16 protein-coding genes are annotated in these 14,691 nt (G+C 59.0%); 12 read left to right on the forward strand and 4 right to left on the reverse strand.

Annotated features, from left to right (window positions below; all coding sequences use genetic code 11):
- Positions 1-11 precede the first annotated feature (11 nt).
- The gene (locus ABEB25_RS22815; protein WP_345738766.1) at positions 12-980 is read left to right on the forward strand and encodes an aldolase catalytic domain-containing protein; all 969 of its coding nucleotides are present in this window, start codon (positions 12-14) and stop codon (positions 978-980) included.
- Positions 981-1,102: 122 nt separating this feature from the next.
- Positions 1,103-1,390, forward strand: a complete 288-nt coding sequence (locus ABEB25_RS22820) for a GYD domain-containing protein (protein WP_345738767.1) — start codon at positions 1,103-1,105, stop codon at positions 1,388-1,390.
- Positions 1,391-1,407: 17 nt separating this feature from the next.
- On the opposite strand, the gene ABEB25_RS22825 is transcribed toward ABEB25_RS22820, so the two are convergent.
- Positions 1,408-1,872, reverse strand: a complete 465-nt coding sequence (locus tag ABEB25_RS22825) for an RrF2 family transcriptional regulator (RefSeq protein ID WP_345738768.1) — start codon at positions 1,870-1,872, stop codon at positions 1,408-1,410.
- 189 nt (positions 1,873-2,061) lie between these two features.
- Here ABEB25_RS22825 and ABEB25_RS22830 point away from each other — a divergent pair, with 189 nt between their 5' ends.
- The 4 genes from ABEB25_RS22830 to ABEB25_RS22845 are packed head-to-tail and all read left to right on the forward strand — an operon-like array spanning position 2,062 to position 6,734.
- Positions 2,062-2,877 carry a c-type cytochrome gene (locus ABEB25_RS22830; protein ID WP_345738769.1) on the forward strand — a complete coding sequence of 272 codons (816 nt, stop codon included), beginning with the start codon at positions 2,062-2,064 and terminating at the stop codon, positions 2,875-2,877.
- A gap of 21 nt (positions 2,878-2,898) precedes the next feature.
- Complete coding sequence (locus tag ABEB25_RS22835) at positions 2,899-4,266, forward strand: cbb3-type cytochrome c oxidase subunit I (RefSeq protein ID WP_345738770.1); 1,368 nt, start codon at positions 2,899-2,901, stop codon at positions 4,264-4,266.
- Positions 4,263-5,042, forward strand: coding sequence for a CbbQ/NirQ/NorQ/GpvN family protein (locus ABEB25_RS22840; protein WP_345738771.1), 780 nt, complete (start codon positions 4,263-4,265; stop codon positions 5,040-5,042). The genes ABEB25_RS22835 and ABEB25_RS22840 overlap by 4 nt, the downstream gene beginning before the upstream one ends.
- A gap of 9 nt (positions 5,043-5,051) precedes the next feature.
- Positions 5,052-6,734, forward strand: coding sequence for a nitric oxide reductase activation protein NorD (locus tag ABEB25_RS22845; protein ID WP_345738772.1), 1,683 nt, complete (start codon positions 5,052-5,054; stop codon positions 6,732-6,734).
- A 2-nt stretch (positions 6,735-6,736) separates the two neighbouring features.
- Here the strand turns inward: ABEB25_RS22845 and ABEB25_RS22850 are convergent, their stop codons facing one another.
- Together ABEB25_RS22850 and ABEB25_RS22855 are read right to left on the reverse strand one after the other, a co-directional pair.
- Positions 6,737-6,967: a cytochrome C oxidase subunit IV family protein gene (locus tag ABEB25_RS22850; protein WP_345738773.1), complete on the reverse strand. Its 231-nt coding sequence runs from the start codon at positions 6,965-6,967 to the stop codon at positions 6,737-6,739.
- A complete protein-coding gene (locus tag ABEB25_RS22855) occupies positions 6,964-7,548 on the reverse strand; it encodes a cytochrome c oxidase subunit 3 (protein WP_345738774.1) in 585 nt (194 codons plus the stop codon). Before ABEB25_RS22855 ends, ABEB25_RS22850 begins: the two co-directional genes overlap by 4 nt.
- A gap of 148 nt (positions 7,549-7,696) precedes the next feature.
- On the opposite strand from ABEB25_RS22855, the gene ABEB25_RS22860 reads away from it, so the two are divergent.
- From ABEB25_RS22860 to ABEB25_RS22880, 5 genes are all read left to right on the forward strand, one after another.
- Entirely contained in the window at positions 7,697-8,182 is a 486-nt protein-coding gene (locus ABEB25_RS22860) for a group III truncated hemoglobin (protein ID WP_345738775.1), read from the forward strand.
- Between the two features lie 86 nt (positions 8,183-8,268).
- Positions 8,269-9,747: a copper-containing nitrite reductase gene (nirK, locus tag ABEB25_RS22865; protein WP_425572120.1), complete on the forward strand. Its 1,479-nt coding sequence runs from the start codon at positions 8,269-8,271 to the stop codon at positions 9,745-9,747.
- Positions 9,748-9,825: 78 nt separating this feature from the next.
- Positions 9,826-11,040 (forward strand): SUMF1/EgtB/PvdO family nonheme iron enzyme, encoded by a 1,215-nt coding sequence (locus tag ABEB25_RS22870; RefSeq protein ID WP_345738777.1) that lies wholly within the window; start codon positions 9,826-9,828, stop codon positions 11,038-11,040.
- Positions 11,037-12,350, forward strand: a complete 1,314-nt coding sequence (locus tag ABEB25_RS22875; RefSeq protein ID WP_345738778.1) for an alginate export family protein — start codon at positions 11,037-11,039, stop codon at positions 12,348-12,350. Before ABEB25_RS22870 ends, ABEB25_RS22875 begins: the two co-directional genes overlap by 4 nt.
- Positions 12,347-13,543, forward strand: coding sequence for an NnrS family protein (locus tag ABEB25_RS22880; protein ID WP_345738779.1), 1,197 nt, complete (start codon positions 12,347-12,349; stop codon positions 13,541-13,543). The genes ABEB25_RS22875 and ABEB25_RS22880 overlap by 4 nt, the downstream gene beginning before the upstream one ends.
- A 192-nt stretch (positions 13,544-13,735) precedes the next feature.
- Here ABEB25_RS22880 and ABEB25_RS22885 read toward each other — a convergent pair whose 3' ends face one another.
- Positions 13,736-13,954: a helix-turn-helix domain-containing protein gene (locus ABEB25_RS22885; RefSeq protein ID WP_345738780.1), complete on the reverse strand. Its 219-nt coding sequence runs from the start codon at positions 13,952-13,954 to the stop codon at positions 13,736-13,738.
- Between the two features lie 67 nt (positions 13,955-14,021).
- Between ABEB25_RS22885 and ABEB25_RS22890 the strand changes: the two genes are divergently transcribed.
- A partial coding sequence (locus ABEB25_RS22890; protein ID WP_345738781.1) for a ParB/Srx family N-terminal domain-containing protein occupies positions 14,022-14,691 on the forward strand: 670 nt, incomplete at its 3' end.

The raw sequence follows: 14,691 nt of genomic DNA on the forward strand, positions 1-14,691 counted from the left end.
ACAGCCACCTCATGTCCACACCCACGTCCGCCGACTGGCTCTCCCATCGCTCAGAAATCCGCGTGCTCGACTGCACGATCCGCGACGGCGGTTTGATGAACAACCACCACTTCGACGATCACGTCGTGAAGGCAGTCTATGACGCCTGCGTCGCCTCCGGCATTGATTACATGGAGATCGGCTACCGGGCCTCGCGGAAGAACATCAAGCTCGGCGAGCACGGCTGCTGGAAATACTGCCAGGAGGAAGACATCCGCCGCGTCGTCGGCGAAAACGCCACCGCGCTGAAACTTTCCATCATGGCCGACGCGGGCAAGTGCGACTACCGCGAGGACATTCCAGCAAAGCAGGAAAGCGTCATCGATCTCGTTCGCGTCGCCTGCTACGTCCATCAGGTGCCGCTCGCGCTCGACATGCTCAAAGACGCCCGCGACAAAGGTTACGAGACCACCGTGAATCTCATGGCCGTCACCACCGTCGGCGACTGCGAACTGGAAGCCGCACTGGAACTGCTCGCACCCTCCGAGGCGCAGGCGATTTACGTCGTGGACAGCTTTGGCGCTCTTTATCCGCTGCAAACACGCCGCCTCGTGCAGAAATACCTCCAGTATGCCAAAGCAGGCGGCAAAGAGGTCGGCATCCACGCGCACAACAACCTGCAGCTCGCCTACGCCAACACCATTGAGGCCATCTCTCTCGGCGCGAACTACATCGACGCCACCATGGCCGGTCTAGGCCGTGGCGCGGGGAACTGCCCCATGGAGCTGCTGCTCGGCCTGCTGCGTGATCCGCAGTATCAACTGCGCCCCGTGCTCCAATGTGTTGCTGAAACGATCGAGCCACTGCGTCACGAACTCGGCTGGGGTTTCGACCTGCCCTACATGCTCACCGGCCTCTTCAATCAGCATCCCCGCGCCGCCATCGCCTACAATGCCCAGCCGGAGACTGGAGACATAGGGGCGTTTTTCGACAGCTTTTAGGAGGGCTGCGACGGAAGGAAGCTCAACGTGTATCGCAACACGGGCGCAGCCTTCCGCAAGCCATGCGGGTGCGGTGAAAGTGCTGGCACGTTTCAGTGGGCGAAACTCAACCCATCCCTGCCATGTGCCGCTGCATCACTCTTCTCAAATTCACCGAAAAAGGCTCCAGTCATATCAAGGAGTCCACCTCCCGGGCTCATGCTTTTGACGATCTCGCCGCAAAGTCCGGCGTGAAAGTGGAAGGCCAGTTCTGGACCATCGGCCACTACGATGGCGCGTTGATACTGAGCGCCGAAAGTGAGGCCAAGATTCTTCACCTGCTAGCCTCTCTGGCCGCGCTCGGGAACGTGCGCACTGAAACCTTGCAGGCTTTCACCGACAAGGAGTTTGAAGCCATCCTGAAGGCCTGATCACGGCTCGTGGTAGCTCACGATGTCTTTGCACTTTTGCCGCGACGGCCAGTCTTCCGGGCTGGCTCGGCTTTGAGGCCGCAGAACGGCCCAAGGTGCTGTTTTTGCAGGAAGCGCGTCACGTCATCTGCGGCCACGGAAATGGCGTCATGCATCGGACATGGCGGCCCGTGGCCGCACCAATTTGGACCAAAGGGGCACATCGGACGGATGTCCATACGCTCAAATACCGCCACGATGTCATGCAGCGTAATGTGTCGCGGTGGACGAGCCAGCCGATAGCCACCATGCGGGCCTGTGGTTCCGGTCGTGATGCCGTGCAGTGACAGAGCTGCCAGGATCTTCGCCAAGACAGGCCGAGGAAGCTCGCGTGCGTCCGCGATTTCCATGGCGCTGACACGAGTTCCCTCCTCGTCGTATTTCTGCGCGAGGTAACTGGCGGCTGCGATGCCCTGCTGGGCGAGTTTTCCGATCTTGAGCATGGTTGAGGTGATCCATACCTCGCAAACCCCATGCCACAAATCCGGCTGCCTGTGGGCTGAAAACAAAATAGGCGCATTGGATGCCATGATGCACACGGCCTTCGATCTTGAGGCTTCGCTTGGGGACCGGCAGTCTTGGAATTGCAGAACTCGGTTTCTGTAATTCCAACCCGAACCCGTTGAGCCGCCGTGCTAACCAAACTCCAAGCCAAAGTCTTCTTCCTCGGAGGCACTGCCGTCTTTTTCGGCATCTTCCTGGTGCTATCCATCGACACTCATCTGAAGGTGCCGGACCAGACGAATGCAAAGAATCTGACCCCAGCCGTGATCGCCGGAAAGCACATCTGGGAGCAGAACAACTGCATGGGCTGCCACACGCTTTTTGGCGAAGGTGCCTACTACGCGCCGGAACTGACCAAAGTCGTCGAACGACGCGGCAAGGACTGGATCAAGATCTTCATCAAGAATCCTGCGGCCATGTTCCCTGGGCAGCGGAAAATGGTGAAGTATGACTTCAATGATGAGCAAATTGATCAAGTGATCGCCTTTCTCGAATGGTGCGGAAACGTGGATCTGAATGGCTTCCCTGCCGATCCGCCGCTGCGTGATGCGTTGCAGGCTATGGGCACGCCAACTCCTACGATAGCCTCGTCAGGACCAGCGCCGCTGAAAAAGCCGGTGCCAGCCATCTTCACCACCGCTTCATGCATTGGCTGCCATCAGATCCAGGGACAAGGTGGTGCCGCCGGTGCGCTCATTGGTGCGCCACCGCTTGATGATGTCTTCCGCCGCTACGACCGCGAGAAGCTCATCACCTGGGTCAAAGATCCGCAGAAGATCAAACCGGGCACAAAAATGCCCAGCCTGTACGGTGTGGCCGTCAATGAGGCGCAGCTCAATGAAATCGCTGACTACCTCATGAGCCTGAATCCCGCTGCGGCAGCTCCGACTGCACCGGCAGCCGTGCCCACGCCTGCTCCAGCACCTGCGGTCCAGCCGAAATAACCTTCTTCACGCTCTCCAATCATGAAATTCCAATCCCAAAAGATCGCTTACTGGTTCTTCGCCTCGGCCATGGGGCTGCTTCTCCTGCAGATTGTCTATGGCTTCATCATGGGCTTTGCCCGTATCGGCATGGACGGCCTCCACGAGTGGATTCCGTTCAACACGGCCCGCGCTGTGCATACCAACTTATTGGTCGTCTGGCTCCTGCTCGGCTTCATGGGCAGCGCCTATTTTATCATCCCGGAGGAGGCGGATCGTGAGCTGGTGTGGCCGAAGATTGCCTGGCTGCAATTGATCTCATTCCTCGTCGTCGGCGTCATCGCTGTGGTGGGCTACCACTTCAATTACTGGGAGGGCCGCAAGTTCTTGGAGATCCCGCGACCGCTCGATTACCTGGTCGTGGTGAACGTGCTCACCTTCCTCGCGAACATCGGGCTCACGATCTGGAAAGGGAAGCGCTTCACCACCACCGCCATCGTGCTCTACTTTGGTCTGCTGGCTGCCGCGTTGCTCTACCTGCCGGGCATGATTGATTTCAACAATCAGACGATGGACTCCTTTTATCGCTGGTGGGTGGTGCATCTCTGGGTCGAAGGCGTGTGGGAACTCATCATGGGCGCTCTGCTCTGCTACCTGCTCATCAAGCTCACGGGCGTTGATCGTGAAGTGGTTGAAAAATGGCTCTACATCATCGTCGGCCTCACCTTCCTCTCCGGCATCCTCGGCACGGGTCACCACTACTACTACATCGGTGCGCCGCGCTACTGGCTCATGATTGGTGGCATCTTCTCGGCGCTGGAGCCACTGGCATTCCTCGGCATGGCCATCTACGCGCTTGCCATGGCGAAGAAAGGAGGACGCCGACATCCCAACAAAGCCGCGCTCAACTGGACACTCGGCAGCGCCATCATGTCATTCGTTGGCGCAGGCTTCCTGGGCTTCGCGCACACATTGCCTCAGGTGAACATGTACACGCACGGCACGCTCGTCACCGCTATGCACGGCCACATGGCCTTCTGGGGCGCGTATGCCATGATCAATCTCGCGATGATCGCCTATGTGCTGCCCATCCTGACGGGGCGCAAGCTGTGGGACAACGCTGCTTCCGGCTACGCTTTCTGGCTCAGCAACATAGGCATGGTGGCGATGACAGGTGCCTTTGCTGTCGCCGGCATCACGCAGGTGAATCTGGAGCGCCGGATGGGGCTCGACTTCCTCGCCGTGCAAAAAGAAATCGAGATCCACTTCGTCGGTCTCATTCTCGCCGCCAGTCTCTTCCTACTCGGCATCTGCTTCTACGTTTACAACTTCTGGCGCTTCGGTCTGCCCACGGATGAAGCCGCGCAGTCCGACGTCCGTGCAGTCGAGGATCTGCCCCCTGTGCTGTGAGTGCTGATTCCGTCTTCTATCTTGAAACCGGACGCGAGTCCGAACTCTTTGCCAAAGCATGGGCGGCCAGACTGCCGCTCATGGTCAAAGGTCCCACGGGCTGCGGCAAGACACGCTTCGTTGAATACATGGCCGCCAAACTGGGCCGCAAGCTCATCACCGTGGCCTGCAACGAGGACACCACAGCCACCGATCTTCTCGGACGCCACTTGCTCATCGGAGGAGAGACTCGGTGGACCGACGGACCGGTGACACGCGCCGTGCGTGAAGGCGCGATCTTGTATCTCGATGAAGTGGCTGAGGCTCGTGCGGATGCCATCGTCGTTATTCATTCACTCACCGATCACCGTCGTGAGTTGTTTCTGGATCGCACGGGCGAGACGCTGCACGCACCACCAGAGTTCATGCTCGTCGTAAGCTTCAATCCCGGCTACCAGCGCAGCATGAGGGAACTGAAACCTTCCACCCGTCAGCGCTTCATCGGCCTCGGCTTCAGCTATCCGGCTGAAGATCTTGAAATCCGCATCATCACCGGCGAAACAGGCCTTGAAGACAAGCAGGCACGCTCGCTCGTCAGTATCGCCAAGAAAGTCCGCGCACTGACCGAACTCTCTTTGCTCGAAAGCGTTTCCACCCGTCTTCTCATCGACGCCGCAAAACTCATCCAAGCGGGCCTTCCACCGCGCTACGCCGCCACCGTCGCCATTGCCGAGCCGCTCACCGATGATCCCGATGCACTCGCCGCGATCCGCCAGGTCATCGAACTCACCCTCTGATCTCTCTCCATGTTTGAATGGGAGGAAAATGTCTTTCTCGGCCTCAAGGCGCTTTATAAACGCCTCGTCGAAAAACCGCGTGAGCGTGAAGCCGCCGCTGTGCGCGTTGAGTTGAAGCCACGGCGGCAGCAACTCTTTCTGCTGGCCAACATGATCGCCGGAAAGCCTGTGATGGTGCTCGAAACAGCCAACGCCGTGCTTTGTGACCACGAACGCATTTTCCTACCGCCAGAGTTTTCGCTCGCCAACTCGCGCGAGGCCAATGAATCCATCTTCCAGCTCAAGACACTGCTCGGAGCACTCGCGATTCGTGATCAAGCGACTAATCTGCATTCCTTGATCGCCAGCTTTCCATCACTCGAAACGCGAGTGATCGAGGCGCAGGCCGCTTTGGGCGAAAGGGACTTCTGGCAGGTCATCGGCAGCCCGGATTTCTCTAAACAGCCCTGCGCAGCCGAAACAAAGCCTTTGGCCGAACCCACCGATACTCCGCAGCAGCCTGAAGGCGTCACCGAGATCGAAGGCAAGGGCCAAACGAACATCACCGTGCTCCAAGGCGAGGATGATCAGCCCATCGAATCTGAAATGCCCATCCACACCTTCGAGAAGGCGGAGACGCTCGAAGAATACAGCGGCCTGAACCGCAAAAACGACGATGACGATGAACTCGATGAACATGCCGAGGCCCTGCGCTCCGTGGACATGAAGCACGTCGTGCGCACACGCGAACGGCCACGCTCCATCTACCGCAGTGACATCGTCATGGATGGCCTCGCCTTTGAAGTCGGTGATGATGCTCCCGCTGCTGGCATTCGATATCCCGAGTGGGATTATAAAAAGCAACAGCACAAGCCCGACTGGTGCTTCATCCGCCAGCAATCACTGCGCGACAGTGATCCTTCCTGGGCTCAGCGCACCGCCACGAAGCATCGCTCTGTCATTCTCGATCTGCGCAAAAAGCTCGCGGCGCTCGCCACGCAGACGCAGCGTGCGAAACGCCAGCCAGACGGGCCAGAACTCGACATCGACGCCGTCGTGGCGGCTCAAGTGGCCTGCCGGTCCGGTCACAGTCCCGATGATCGCCTCTACATCCAGCGCCAGCGAAAACTGCATGATGTCGCCGCGTTGATCCTGATGGATCAGAGCTACTCCACCGATGCGTGGCTAGATGACGCCCGCGTGCTCGACACCATCCGCGAGACGCTTTTCTGCGTCGGCGAGGTCATGGATGAGTTTATCGAAACCTTTGCCGTAGCTGGGTTCAGCTCGAACACACGCCGCCAGTGTGATTTCCATCTCATCAAAGATTTCGCCGAGTCATGGCATGGAACACGCGCCCGGCTCGGCAGTCTCGAAGCACAGGGCTACACCCGCATCGGCCCCGCGCTGCGGCACGCGCAGGAGTTGCTCATTCGTCAGCCTGCGGAGAAACGCGTCATCTTCCTCATCACCGATGGCCGCCCCTGCGACTATGACCGGTATGAGGGCGAGTACGGCATCCGCGACGTGCGCAAGGCCATCGAAAACGGCAACCGTCATGGCATTATGACGCACGCCTTTGCCATAGAGAAACGCGCCTGCGAGCAGTTCCCGCGCATGTTCAGCCGCCAGCACTACGACATCGTTCCCAACCCACGCGCCCTCGTCGCCAGCATGTGTGGGGCCTTTGCCCGGCTGAAGCTGGCGGTGTGAGATCAAGCCAGAAACACGGCTAGTCCAAGGATGAGTGCCAGAAGACCCGCAAGACCCGCACTCCAGCGGAGAGCTGCGTGTCGCAAGTCCATGAACTGCCACGCGACAAGTGCAAACTTCACACCTGCCACCAGCAGGATGAGGCGACTGGCAGTGACTCTTTCGCCAAGGACAAAACTAAGCCCGGTCAGCAGCATGAGCGCGGCCCAGATGATGGTGTTGGCGCGTGTCATAGCAGGTAAATGACGGGGTAAACCAGCAGCCAGATGAGATCACACATGTGCCAGAAGATGCCGCTGCTCTCGACATCCAGATGCTCTTCACGGTGATAATGCCCGCGACGGATGCCACGCGCCATGAAGGCAAGCAGCACCAAGGCCGCGAGCATATGAACCAAATGGAAACCCGTCAGAGCATAGTAAAACGTGAAGAACACATCCCTGCCGAAGCCGATGCCATGCTGCACTTTTTCCGCATACTCGATGCCCTTGAGCACCGTGAAAACAAGGCCGGTGAGGATCGCGGCTATCACCCAGCGGAGGGACTTGCCTTGATTGCCACATCTGAGAGACCCGAGACCATTCGCCATGCACCAGCCTCCGGTCAAAAGCAGCAGTGTGTTGGCGAAAGCCAGCGGCTGGTTCAGCAGCTCCCGCCCGGCGGCAAACTCCGCCGCATGATCCCGGCCCTGAGCCAGGAAGGTGATGATGCCAGCTCCAAAGGTGATGACTTCCAAGAAGACCAGCAGCCACACGAGCACACCGCCCGGCGGCTCCCATGCTTCGGAAGAGGCGGTTTGATAGGAAGTTTTCATATCGTGGGAAGAGTGCTCCGTGCACTCCACTCTCATAACGCCAGTTCAATGCCATTGGCTATTACTGAACACGGGTTCCGCAATTGCGGCGTATACCTTGCCAGAACGTGCGGAGCAGCGATTTGAGAATGCTGCATGATGTCATCGCATGACTGCCGAAGACCCCGTGAAGAAACCCGATCTCCAAGGCCGACCTGAGATCGTAAAGCTTGTGAATACCTTCTATGACCGTGTGCGGGCTGATGCGGTGCTCGGTCACATTTTTGATCAGGTGGCGCAGACGAATTGGGAAACTCATTTGCCAAAGATGTACGCCTTCTGGGAGACGGTGATGTTTCGCAGCGGAGGATTCACTGGCAACCCTCTCGCTGCCCATGCGAAACTGGTAGCGCTCACGGACATGGGCCGTGACAAGTTTGATCATTGGCTCAAGCTCTTTTGCGGAACCGTGGACGACCTTTTTGTCGGCGAACATGCCGATCACATCAAGAACTGCGCCGCTGACATGGCGAACGTGATCTTCTCACGCATTAACCAAGTCCCCGACCCGCGCTTCGACCCCGCCAATCTCACTCCCGAGCAGCGCGAGCGCTACGCCCGCTACAAATCCCAACCACAACCAGCCACACCATGAAAACAACATCGCGACTCCTACTGACGGGTCTTGTCACCACTCTGCTCACTCAATGTGGAGACAAGGAACTCAGCCCCAACGAAAAAATGTCCCAGGCGACCTTCATCAAGGCGATGGAGTCCTACGAGACAGCTCCGGCGGCTGTGCCCGCACCTACGGGCGACGCACTGGCGAATCCCACCAAGCAGCAGGACAAGCCTGTCTTGGGCACGGAAAACGCGGTGCTCACCGATGCGCCGAATGTTCCGCCACCCATCACGCGTGATCATCCCACGAAGGTCACCATCAAGCTCGAAGTCGTCGAACTGGTGAAGCGCATGGCTGATGGCGTGGACTACACGTTCTGGACCTTCGGCGGCAGCGTGCCGGGCAAATTCATCCGCATCCGGCAGAACGATGAGGTGGAATTTCACCTCATGAATCGTCCGGACAGCAAGATGCCGCACAACATCGACCTTCATGCCGTGACCGGACCGGGAGGCGGGGCCGCAGCCTCCTTCACGGCACCAGGTCACGCCTCCGTGTTTTCGTTCAAGGCGCTGAACCCCGGCTTGTATGTCTATCACTGCGCCACCGCCCCGGTGGGCATGCATGTGGCGAATGGCATGTATGGCCTCATCCTCATCGAGCCCATCGGCGGCCTGCCAAAGGTGGACAAGGAGTTCTATGTCTTCCAATCCGAGTTCTACACCAAAGGACCGCATGGTGAGGCCGGATTGCAGCCATTTAGCATGGAGAAGGCGCTCACTGAAATACCAGACTACGTTGTCTTTAACGGCTCGGTCGGAGCCATGGCAGGTGACAATGCCGTGCAGGCTGCTGTGGGCGAAAAAGTGCGTCTCTTCGTCGGCAATGGCGGCCCGAATCTCGTGTCGTCCTTCCACGTCATTGGCGAGATTTTTGACAACGTGTATCTCGAAGGCGGCGCGAAGCCCGCACAGCATCAGGTGCAGACCACGATGATTCCGGCTGGCGGCTCTGCCATCGTCGAGTTCGGTCTCGAAGTGCCAGGCACCTACATCCTCGTCGATCACTCGATCTTCCGTGCCTTTAACAAAGGCGCGGTCGGTATGATCAAGGTCAGTGGCCCCGAGAACAAGCTCGTGTATTCCGGCAAGCAGGACGACCGCATCTATCAGATGGAAGGCAGCACGATCCAGAGCATCGCGCAGGCATCCACTCAGCAGGCTCCGGCCGCGAACAAAGAAGAGCGCATCGCACGCGGCAAAATGCTCTACACCAGCATCTGCATGGCCTGCCATCAGCCGGAAGGTCAGGGCATCCCCAAAGCCTTCCCACCGGTTGCCAAGTCGGATTACCTGAACGCCGATCCGAAGCGTGCCATCGCCACCGTGCTGCACGGCCTTCAGGGCAAAGTCACGGTGAATGGCGAGACGTATGAAAGCATCATGCCGCAGCTCGGCCTCAATGACGAGCAGGTCGCGAACGCGCTCACCTACGTTTACAACAACTGGGGCAACAACGGCACCGAGGTGCTTCCCGCGATGGTCAAAGAAGTGCGCGCCACAGTCCCACCACCCGCCACAGCTCCTGGAGCACATTGAGTCATGAGACACGCGCTATTGGCTCTCTTGCTTGTGCCAGGTGTCTTCTTTGCGAAGACGCCTGAGCCACCGCCGGGCATGGTTTTCATCCCCGGCGGAGAGTACAAACCTCTCTACGCCAAAGAGGCAACGCCACGCACGGCTCCTGCCTTCTTCATGGATGCCGTGCAGGTGACGAATGCGCAGTTCCTCGACTTCGTTGAGGCGCATCCCGAATGGCGGCGGTCTCAAGCGCGGAGCACACAGGCGGACAGCAACTACCTCAAGCACTGGGCAGGTGATTTGGATCTCGGCGCCAAAGCACCGCCACAGGCACCCGTGACTCACGTCTCATGGCATGCGGCGCAGGCCTACTGCCAGTCCCAGCACAAACGCCTGCCCACGCAGGACGAATGGGAGTTTGCCGCGCGTGCTGACGCAAAAAAGATCGATGCCAGCACCGATCAGGCATTTTTAAAGCTGCTGCTGGAATGGTACTCCAAGCCAGCCACCTCCGCGCTGGAGAGCGTGCAGTCCGGCATTTTAAATGTCCACGGTGTGCGTGGTCTGCACGGCCTCGTGTGGGAATGGGTACATGATTTTAACAGCAGCATGATCGTCGGCGACTCACGCGGCGACGGCTCCATGGAGCGGAAGCTCTTCTGCGGTGCCGGATCGCTGCTCGCCGCCGATGTGAGCAACTACGCCGCCTACATGCGCTTCGCCTTTCGCTCCAGTCTCAAAGGAAACTACTGCGTCGGCAGCCTCGGCTTTCGGGGTGCAAAATCGGTCAGCGCCAATGCGAAGGACGTCAAACGACCTGCCATCTTCAAGACACCTTATGATCTTTTAGGCGAGTGGCGCACACAGGACGACAAGCCCGCCACCCTCGCCAGTCTGCGCGGCAAAGTACGCGTCGTCACCATGGGTTTCACGCGCTGCAAATTCGCCTGCCCACGCATCTTCCATGACATGCAGAAGGTCGAGGCCGCGCTCGGAGCGGATGCGGACAAAGTCGGCTTCACCTTCCTCTCCATCGATCCCCAGCATGACACTCCGGCCGCCATGGCCGCCAAAATGGCCGAACTCAAAATGAGCGGCGAACGCTGGACCTTTCTCACCGCGCCTGATGACACCGTCCAGCAGCTAGCCGTGGCCTTGAACTTCAAATTCCAGCTCGTCGAAGGCTTCTTTGCCCACTCCAATCTCATCGCCGTGCTCGATGAAGACGGGAATGTCATCCACCGCGAGGAATCGCTCGGTGCGGACATCGAACCCACCGTCAACTCGGTGCGCCAGCTTATAAAGCCATGAATACTCGACTCATCCTCGCTGCTGCGCTGGCCCTCCAACTATCGACACATGCGCAAACCGCCGCCGCGCCGAACCCGCTCTCTTTTGCCGATGGTCGCGTCCTGTTTGGCATCGAGGATCAGACTCGTTTTGAATACCGCGACAACAATTACGACTTCAACAGCGGTCTGCGAACCATCAATGACGACTCCTGGCTGCTGAATCGCTTTCGGCTCAGCATGCAGTTAAAGCCTGCCGACTGGCTCACGTTTTATGTCCAGGGCCAGGACGCGCGTGAGATCGCCAGTGACCGCGCCGACATCCCCGGCCTGCTCGGCGCGGAGGGCGACAATCCTTTCGATCTGCGTCAGCTCTATGTCGAAATAGGCGATGCCAAGGTTTCCCCGCTCTCGCTCAAAGTTGGCCGCCAAGTGCTGCTCTATGGCGACCAGCGCCTCATCGGCCCATTGGAGTGGAGCAACATTTCCCGCACCTTCGACGCCGTGAAACTGCGCTACACCGGCAAAGACGGCCTGTGGGTCGATGCTTTCGTCTCTTCCGTCGTCGTCATCGACCGCTTCGGCATGGACGACAGCGACAAAGACTCGCTCCTCTCCGGCTTGTATGCCCACATCCCCACGCTTGGCATTCAGGACACCGAACTGTATGCGCTCTACTTTGACGACACGAACCGCAACGATCACTTCCTCACCCTCGGCACACATTGGAAATCCATGCCTGGCAAACTCGGCCCCTGGGACTACGAGACCGAGTTCGTCGTGCAAACCGGGACTGCCGGCGGACGTGACCTCAGCGCCTTCGCCAGTTATGTGGAAGGCGGCTACACCTTCCAGCAGCCGTGGAAGCCACGTCTCGGCCTCGAATACAGCTACGCCAGCGGTGATGGCAATGCCGCCGACAACAAGCAAGGTGCCTTTCAGAATCTCTTCCCGACCAATCACCTGCATTATGGCCTCATGGATGTGTTCTCCTGGAGCAACATCCACGACGTCGCTCTCCACCTCAGCGCCAAACCGACCGCCAAACTCACCACCAGCCTCGACTACCACGTTCTCTGGCTCGCCGACACCGCTGACATCTGGCGCCGTGCCAACGCCACCACCGCCGTCCGCCCCGCCAATGCAGCAGCAAGCAACTACGCAGGCAGTGAACTCGACGTTCTCGTCACCTACGCCGCTTCGAGCCATCTCACGCTCACCGCCGGTTACTCGCACTTTTTCGCTGGTGACTACCTCTCCGACACTGGCACTGGCACTGGCACTGGCAGCGATGCGGATTTCGTTTACCTCATGACCAGCATCAAATTTTGAACTTCCCCGCCTGCAAACACAAGAAGCACAAGGCCAAAGGCCCGCGCAGAGACGGCCTTCTCTGGCTCGCGGCGGAGCCGTATCGCCTCTTCTTCGCCAGCGGCGCGCTCTGGAGCATCATCGGCGTGGCCCTGTGGCCGCTGTTTTATGCGCAGCAGCTTGGCTTCTACCCGAATCTTGTTCACGCAAGGCTCATGATCGAGGCCTTTGGCGCGGCGTTCGTCGTCGGCTTCCTCGGCACCGCCGGTCCGCGCATGGCCACGGCACCGAAGCTGACACCGCTGGAGCTGTTCTGGCTCTTCGCGCTGCATCAGGCTTCGGCCATCAGCCATCTGCGGCTGCAACACGCGTGGGGCGATGGGTTCTTCATCGCGTTGCTCGGCTCGCTGCTGCTATGCCTCGTGATTCGCGTGGTGAAATTCCGCAAGGAAGCACCGCCACCGCAAATGCTCCTTGCGCTCACAGGGCTGGCCTGCGGCATCGCCGGAGCGTCGATGTTGCTCTCACCGGCGACTTTGATGGATCTGCAACGCCTACGTCTGGCGAATCTGCTGCTCTATCAGGGCCTGCTGCTGCCGCCGGTGCTCGGCATCGGCTCGTTTGTGTTCCCACGCATGCTCGGCGGCGACTTCGGCGATCCCAAAACCGCTGCGCAAAGCAAATCGAAGCTGATTCGCTCCATTGTCGCCGCTGTGTTGCTCGTGGTCAGCTTTTTCCTCGAAGCCTTTGGCCAGGTCACTCTCGGCTATGCTTTGCGGGCCATCGTCGCGGCGGGGTATCTGCTCGTCGAGGTGACATGGAAGACGCAACAGGCCGGATCGCTCACCACGGGTCTGTTTTGGGCGCTTATTCTCGGCTGGCTCGGCATCGTGCTCGCGCCGTTTCATTACGTGCAGCATGTGTCCATCGAACACCTGCTTTACATCGGTGGTTTTGGGATGCTAATGCTCGTGGTCGGCAGCCGTGTTTTGTTCGGGCACAGTGGTGATCTGGAGGGCTTCTTCGTGCGCAGCAAATGGGTGCGCTTTTTGATCTTCCTCGGCATCCTCACAGCCACGACTCGTGCGACTCCGGCCTGGGTTCCCTCGACGACGGTCTCCCATCACATCTACGCAGCGTGGACATGGGCAGCACTCGCCGCCCTCTGGCTGCTTTGGCATCGCAGGCGCTTCGTGAAGCGGGACGAGGAGTGAAATTCTCCTTCTCGGATGGAGATGATCAGTGACCACAAGGCGGTATCGCGCATGAAGAGTACAAACGGCGTGAAACCATCTTGAAAATGTGACAGCTCCAGGAGTCGATGCGGCGCGATTGCTGGTTCTTTGAGTTGGTAACGTTCGTCCGAACTTTGTAACGCTGAACGAAATCCTTGGAGCAATGAATGATCATGGCTTCTTGGGTGTGACGCCCATCGCCAGCAGCTTCATCAACGCCACCACGGCATAGCCACGGGGCGTTGCTCGTTCCTGCTCCCAGTTCTCAAGCGTGCGCTTGCTGATGCCCAGAAACTCCGCCGCATCGCGCTGGCTGAACGCCTTCTTCTCCCGCCACGCCTGAAGTGCGCGGGCGAATTTACGGGGAGTCACCCCTTTGGGAAGTTTCATGGCAGCCATACGCAAGTCACGCATAGCCCGCATCTGGCGTCAACGCCGTTGACACTACTCGCGGTGCGTGAGTATTCCCATTTACTGCGCCCACACGCGGCTGATTGATCCCAACACGCTGAAGCCCAATCCAGCGAACCCAAACCGGCACAGCGCGCATCAGATCGCCTTGCTGGCCTCCATCATTCAGGAGCAGGGCTGGCGGAACTCGATCACCCTCTCCAAACGCAGCGGCATGATCGTGCGCGGACATGGCCGGCTGGAGGCCGCACTACTGATCGGCTGTGAATCCGTGCCGGTGGATGAGCAGGACTATGCCAGCGAAGCCGAGGAACTCGCGGACCTGCTCGCTGACAACCGCCTCGCAGAACTGGCGGAACTTGATGAAGGTGATTTGAAGCGGTTGCTCAAATCCATTCAGGAAAGCGATCCTGCTTTTGATCTCGAACTCACCGGGTTTGCCGAAGACGAGATCCGCAAATTGTTCGATGCCGAAGACCCTGCGGAGGATTTGGAAATCATCCCCCGCATGGAGTGCCAGGCTTTCGAGCACCACGACTACCTCGTCTTCATGTTCCATGACCTGCGCGACTGGATGCAGGTGCTTCAGCTCATGGGCGTGCGCGAGGTGGATTACTCGATCACACGAACCACCAAAAAACTCGGCATCGGCCGTGTCCTCTATGGAAAACGCCTCCTCGATCTCTGCAAACGGGCCGCTCTGGCCGGAACTCCAA

Source organism: Prosthecobacter algae (genome assembly GCF_039542385.1).
In the GTDB taxonomy this organism is placed as follows: Bacteria; Verrucomicrobiota; Verrucomicrobiia; order Verrucomicrobiales; family Verrucomicrobiaceae; genus Prosthecobacter; species Prosthecobacter algae.

Coding starts and splice junctions, on each gene's coding strand:
- ABEB25_RS22815 (WP_345738766.1), top strand. CDS start 12: ATGTCCACACCCACGTCCGCCGACTGGCTCTCCCATCGCTCAGAAATC.
- ABEB25_RS22820 (WP_345738767.1), top strand. CDS start 1,103: ATGTGCCGCTGCATCACTCTTCTCAAATTCACCGAAAAAGGCTCCAGT.
- ABEB25_RS22825 (WP_345738768.1), bottom strand. CDS start 1,872: ATGCTCAAGATCGGAAAACTCGCCCAGCAGGGCATCGCAGCCGCCAGT.
- ABEB25_RS22835 (WP_345738770.1), top strand. CDS start 2,899: ATGAAATTCCAATCCCAAAAGATCGCTTACTGGTTCTTCGCCTCGGCC.
- ABEB25_RS22845 (WP_345738772.1), top strand. CDS start 5,052: ATGTTTGAATGGGAGGAAAATGTCTTTCTCGGCCTCAAGGCGCTTTAT.
- ABEB25_RS22850 (WP_345738773.1), bottom strand. CDS start 6,967: ATGACACGCGCCAACACCATCATCTGGGCCGCGCTCATGCTGCTGACC.
- ABEB25_RS22855 (WP_345738774.1), bottom strand. CDS start 7,548: ATGAAAACTTCCTATCAAACCGCCTCTTCCGAAGCATGGGAGCCGCCG.
- ABEB25_RS22860 (WP_345738775.1), top strand. CDS start 7,697: ATGACTGCCGAAGACCCCGTGAAGAAACCCGATCTCCAAGGCCGACCT.
- nirK (WP_425572120.1), top strand. CDS start 8,269: ATGTCCCAGGCGACCTTCATCAAGGCGATGGAGTCCTACGAGACAGCT.
- ABEB25_RS22870 (WP_345738777.1), top strand. CDS start 9,826: ATGGTTTTCATCCCCGGCGGAGAGTACAAACCTCTCTACGCCAAAGAG.
- ABEB25_RS22875 (WP_345738778.1), top strand. CDS start 11,037: ATGAATACTCGACTCATCCTCGCTGCTGCGCTGGCCCTCCAACTATCG.
- ABEB25_RS22885 (WP_345738780.1), bottom strand. CDS start 13,954: ATGAAACTTCCCAAAGGGGTGACTCCCCGTAAATTCGCCCGCGCACTT.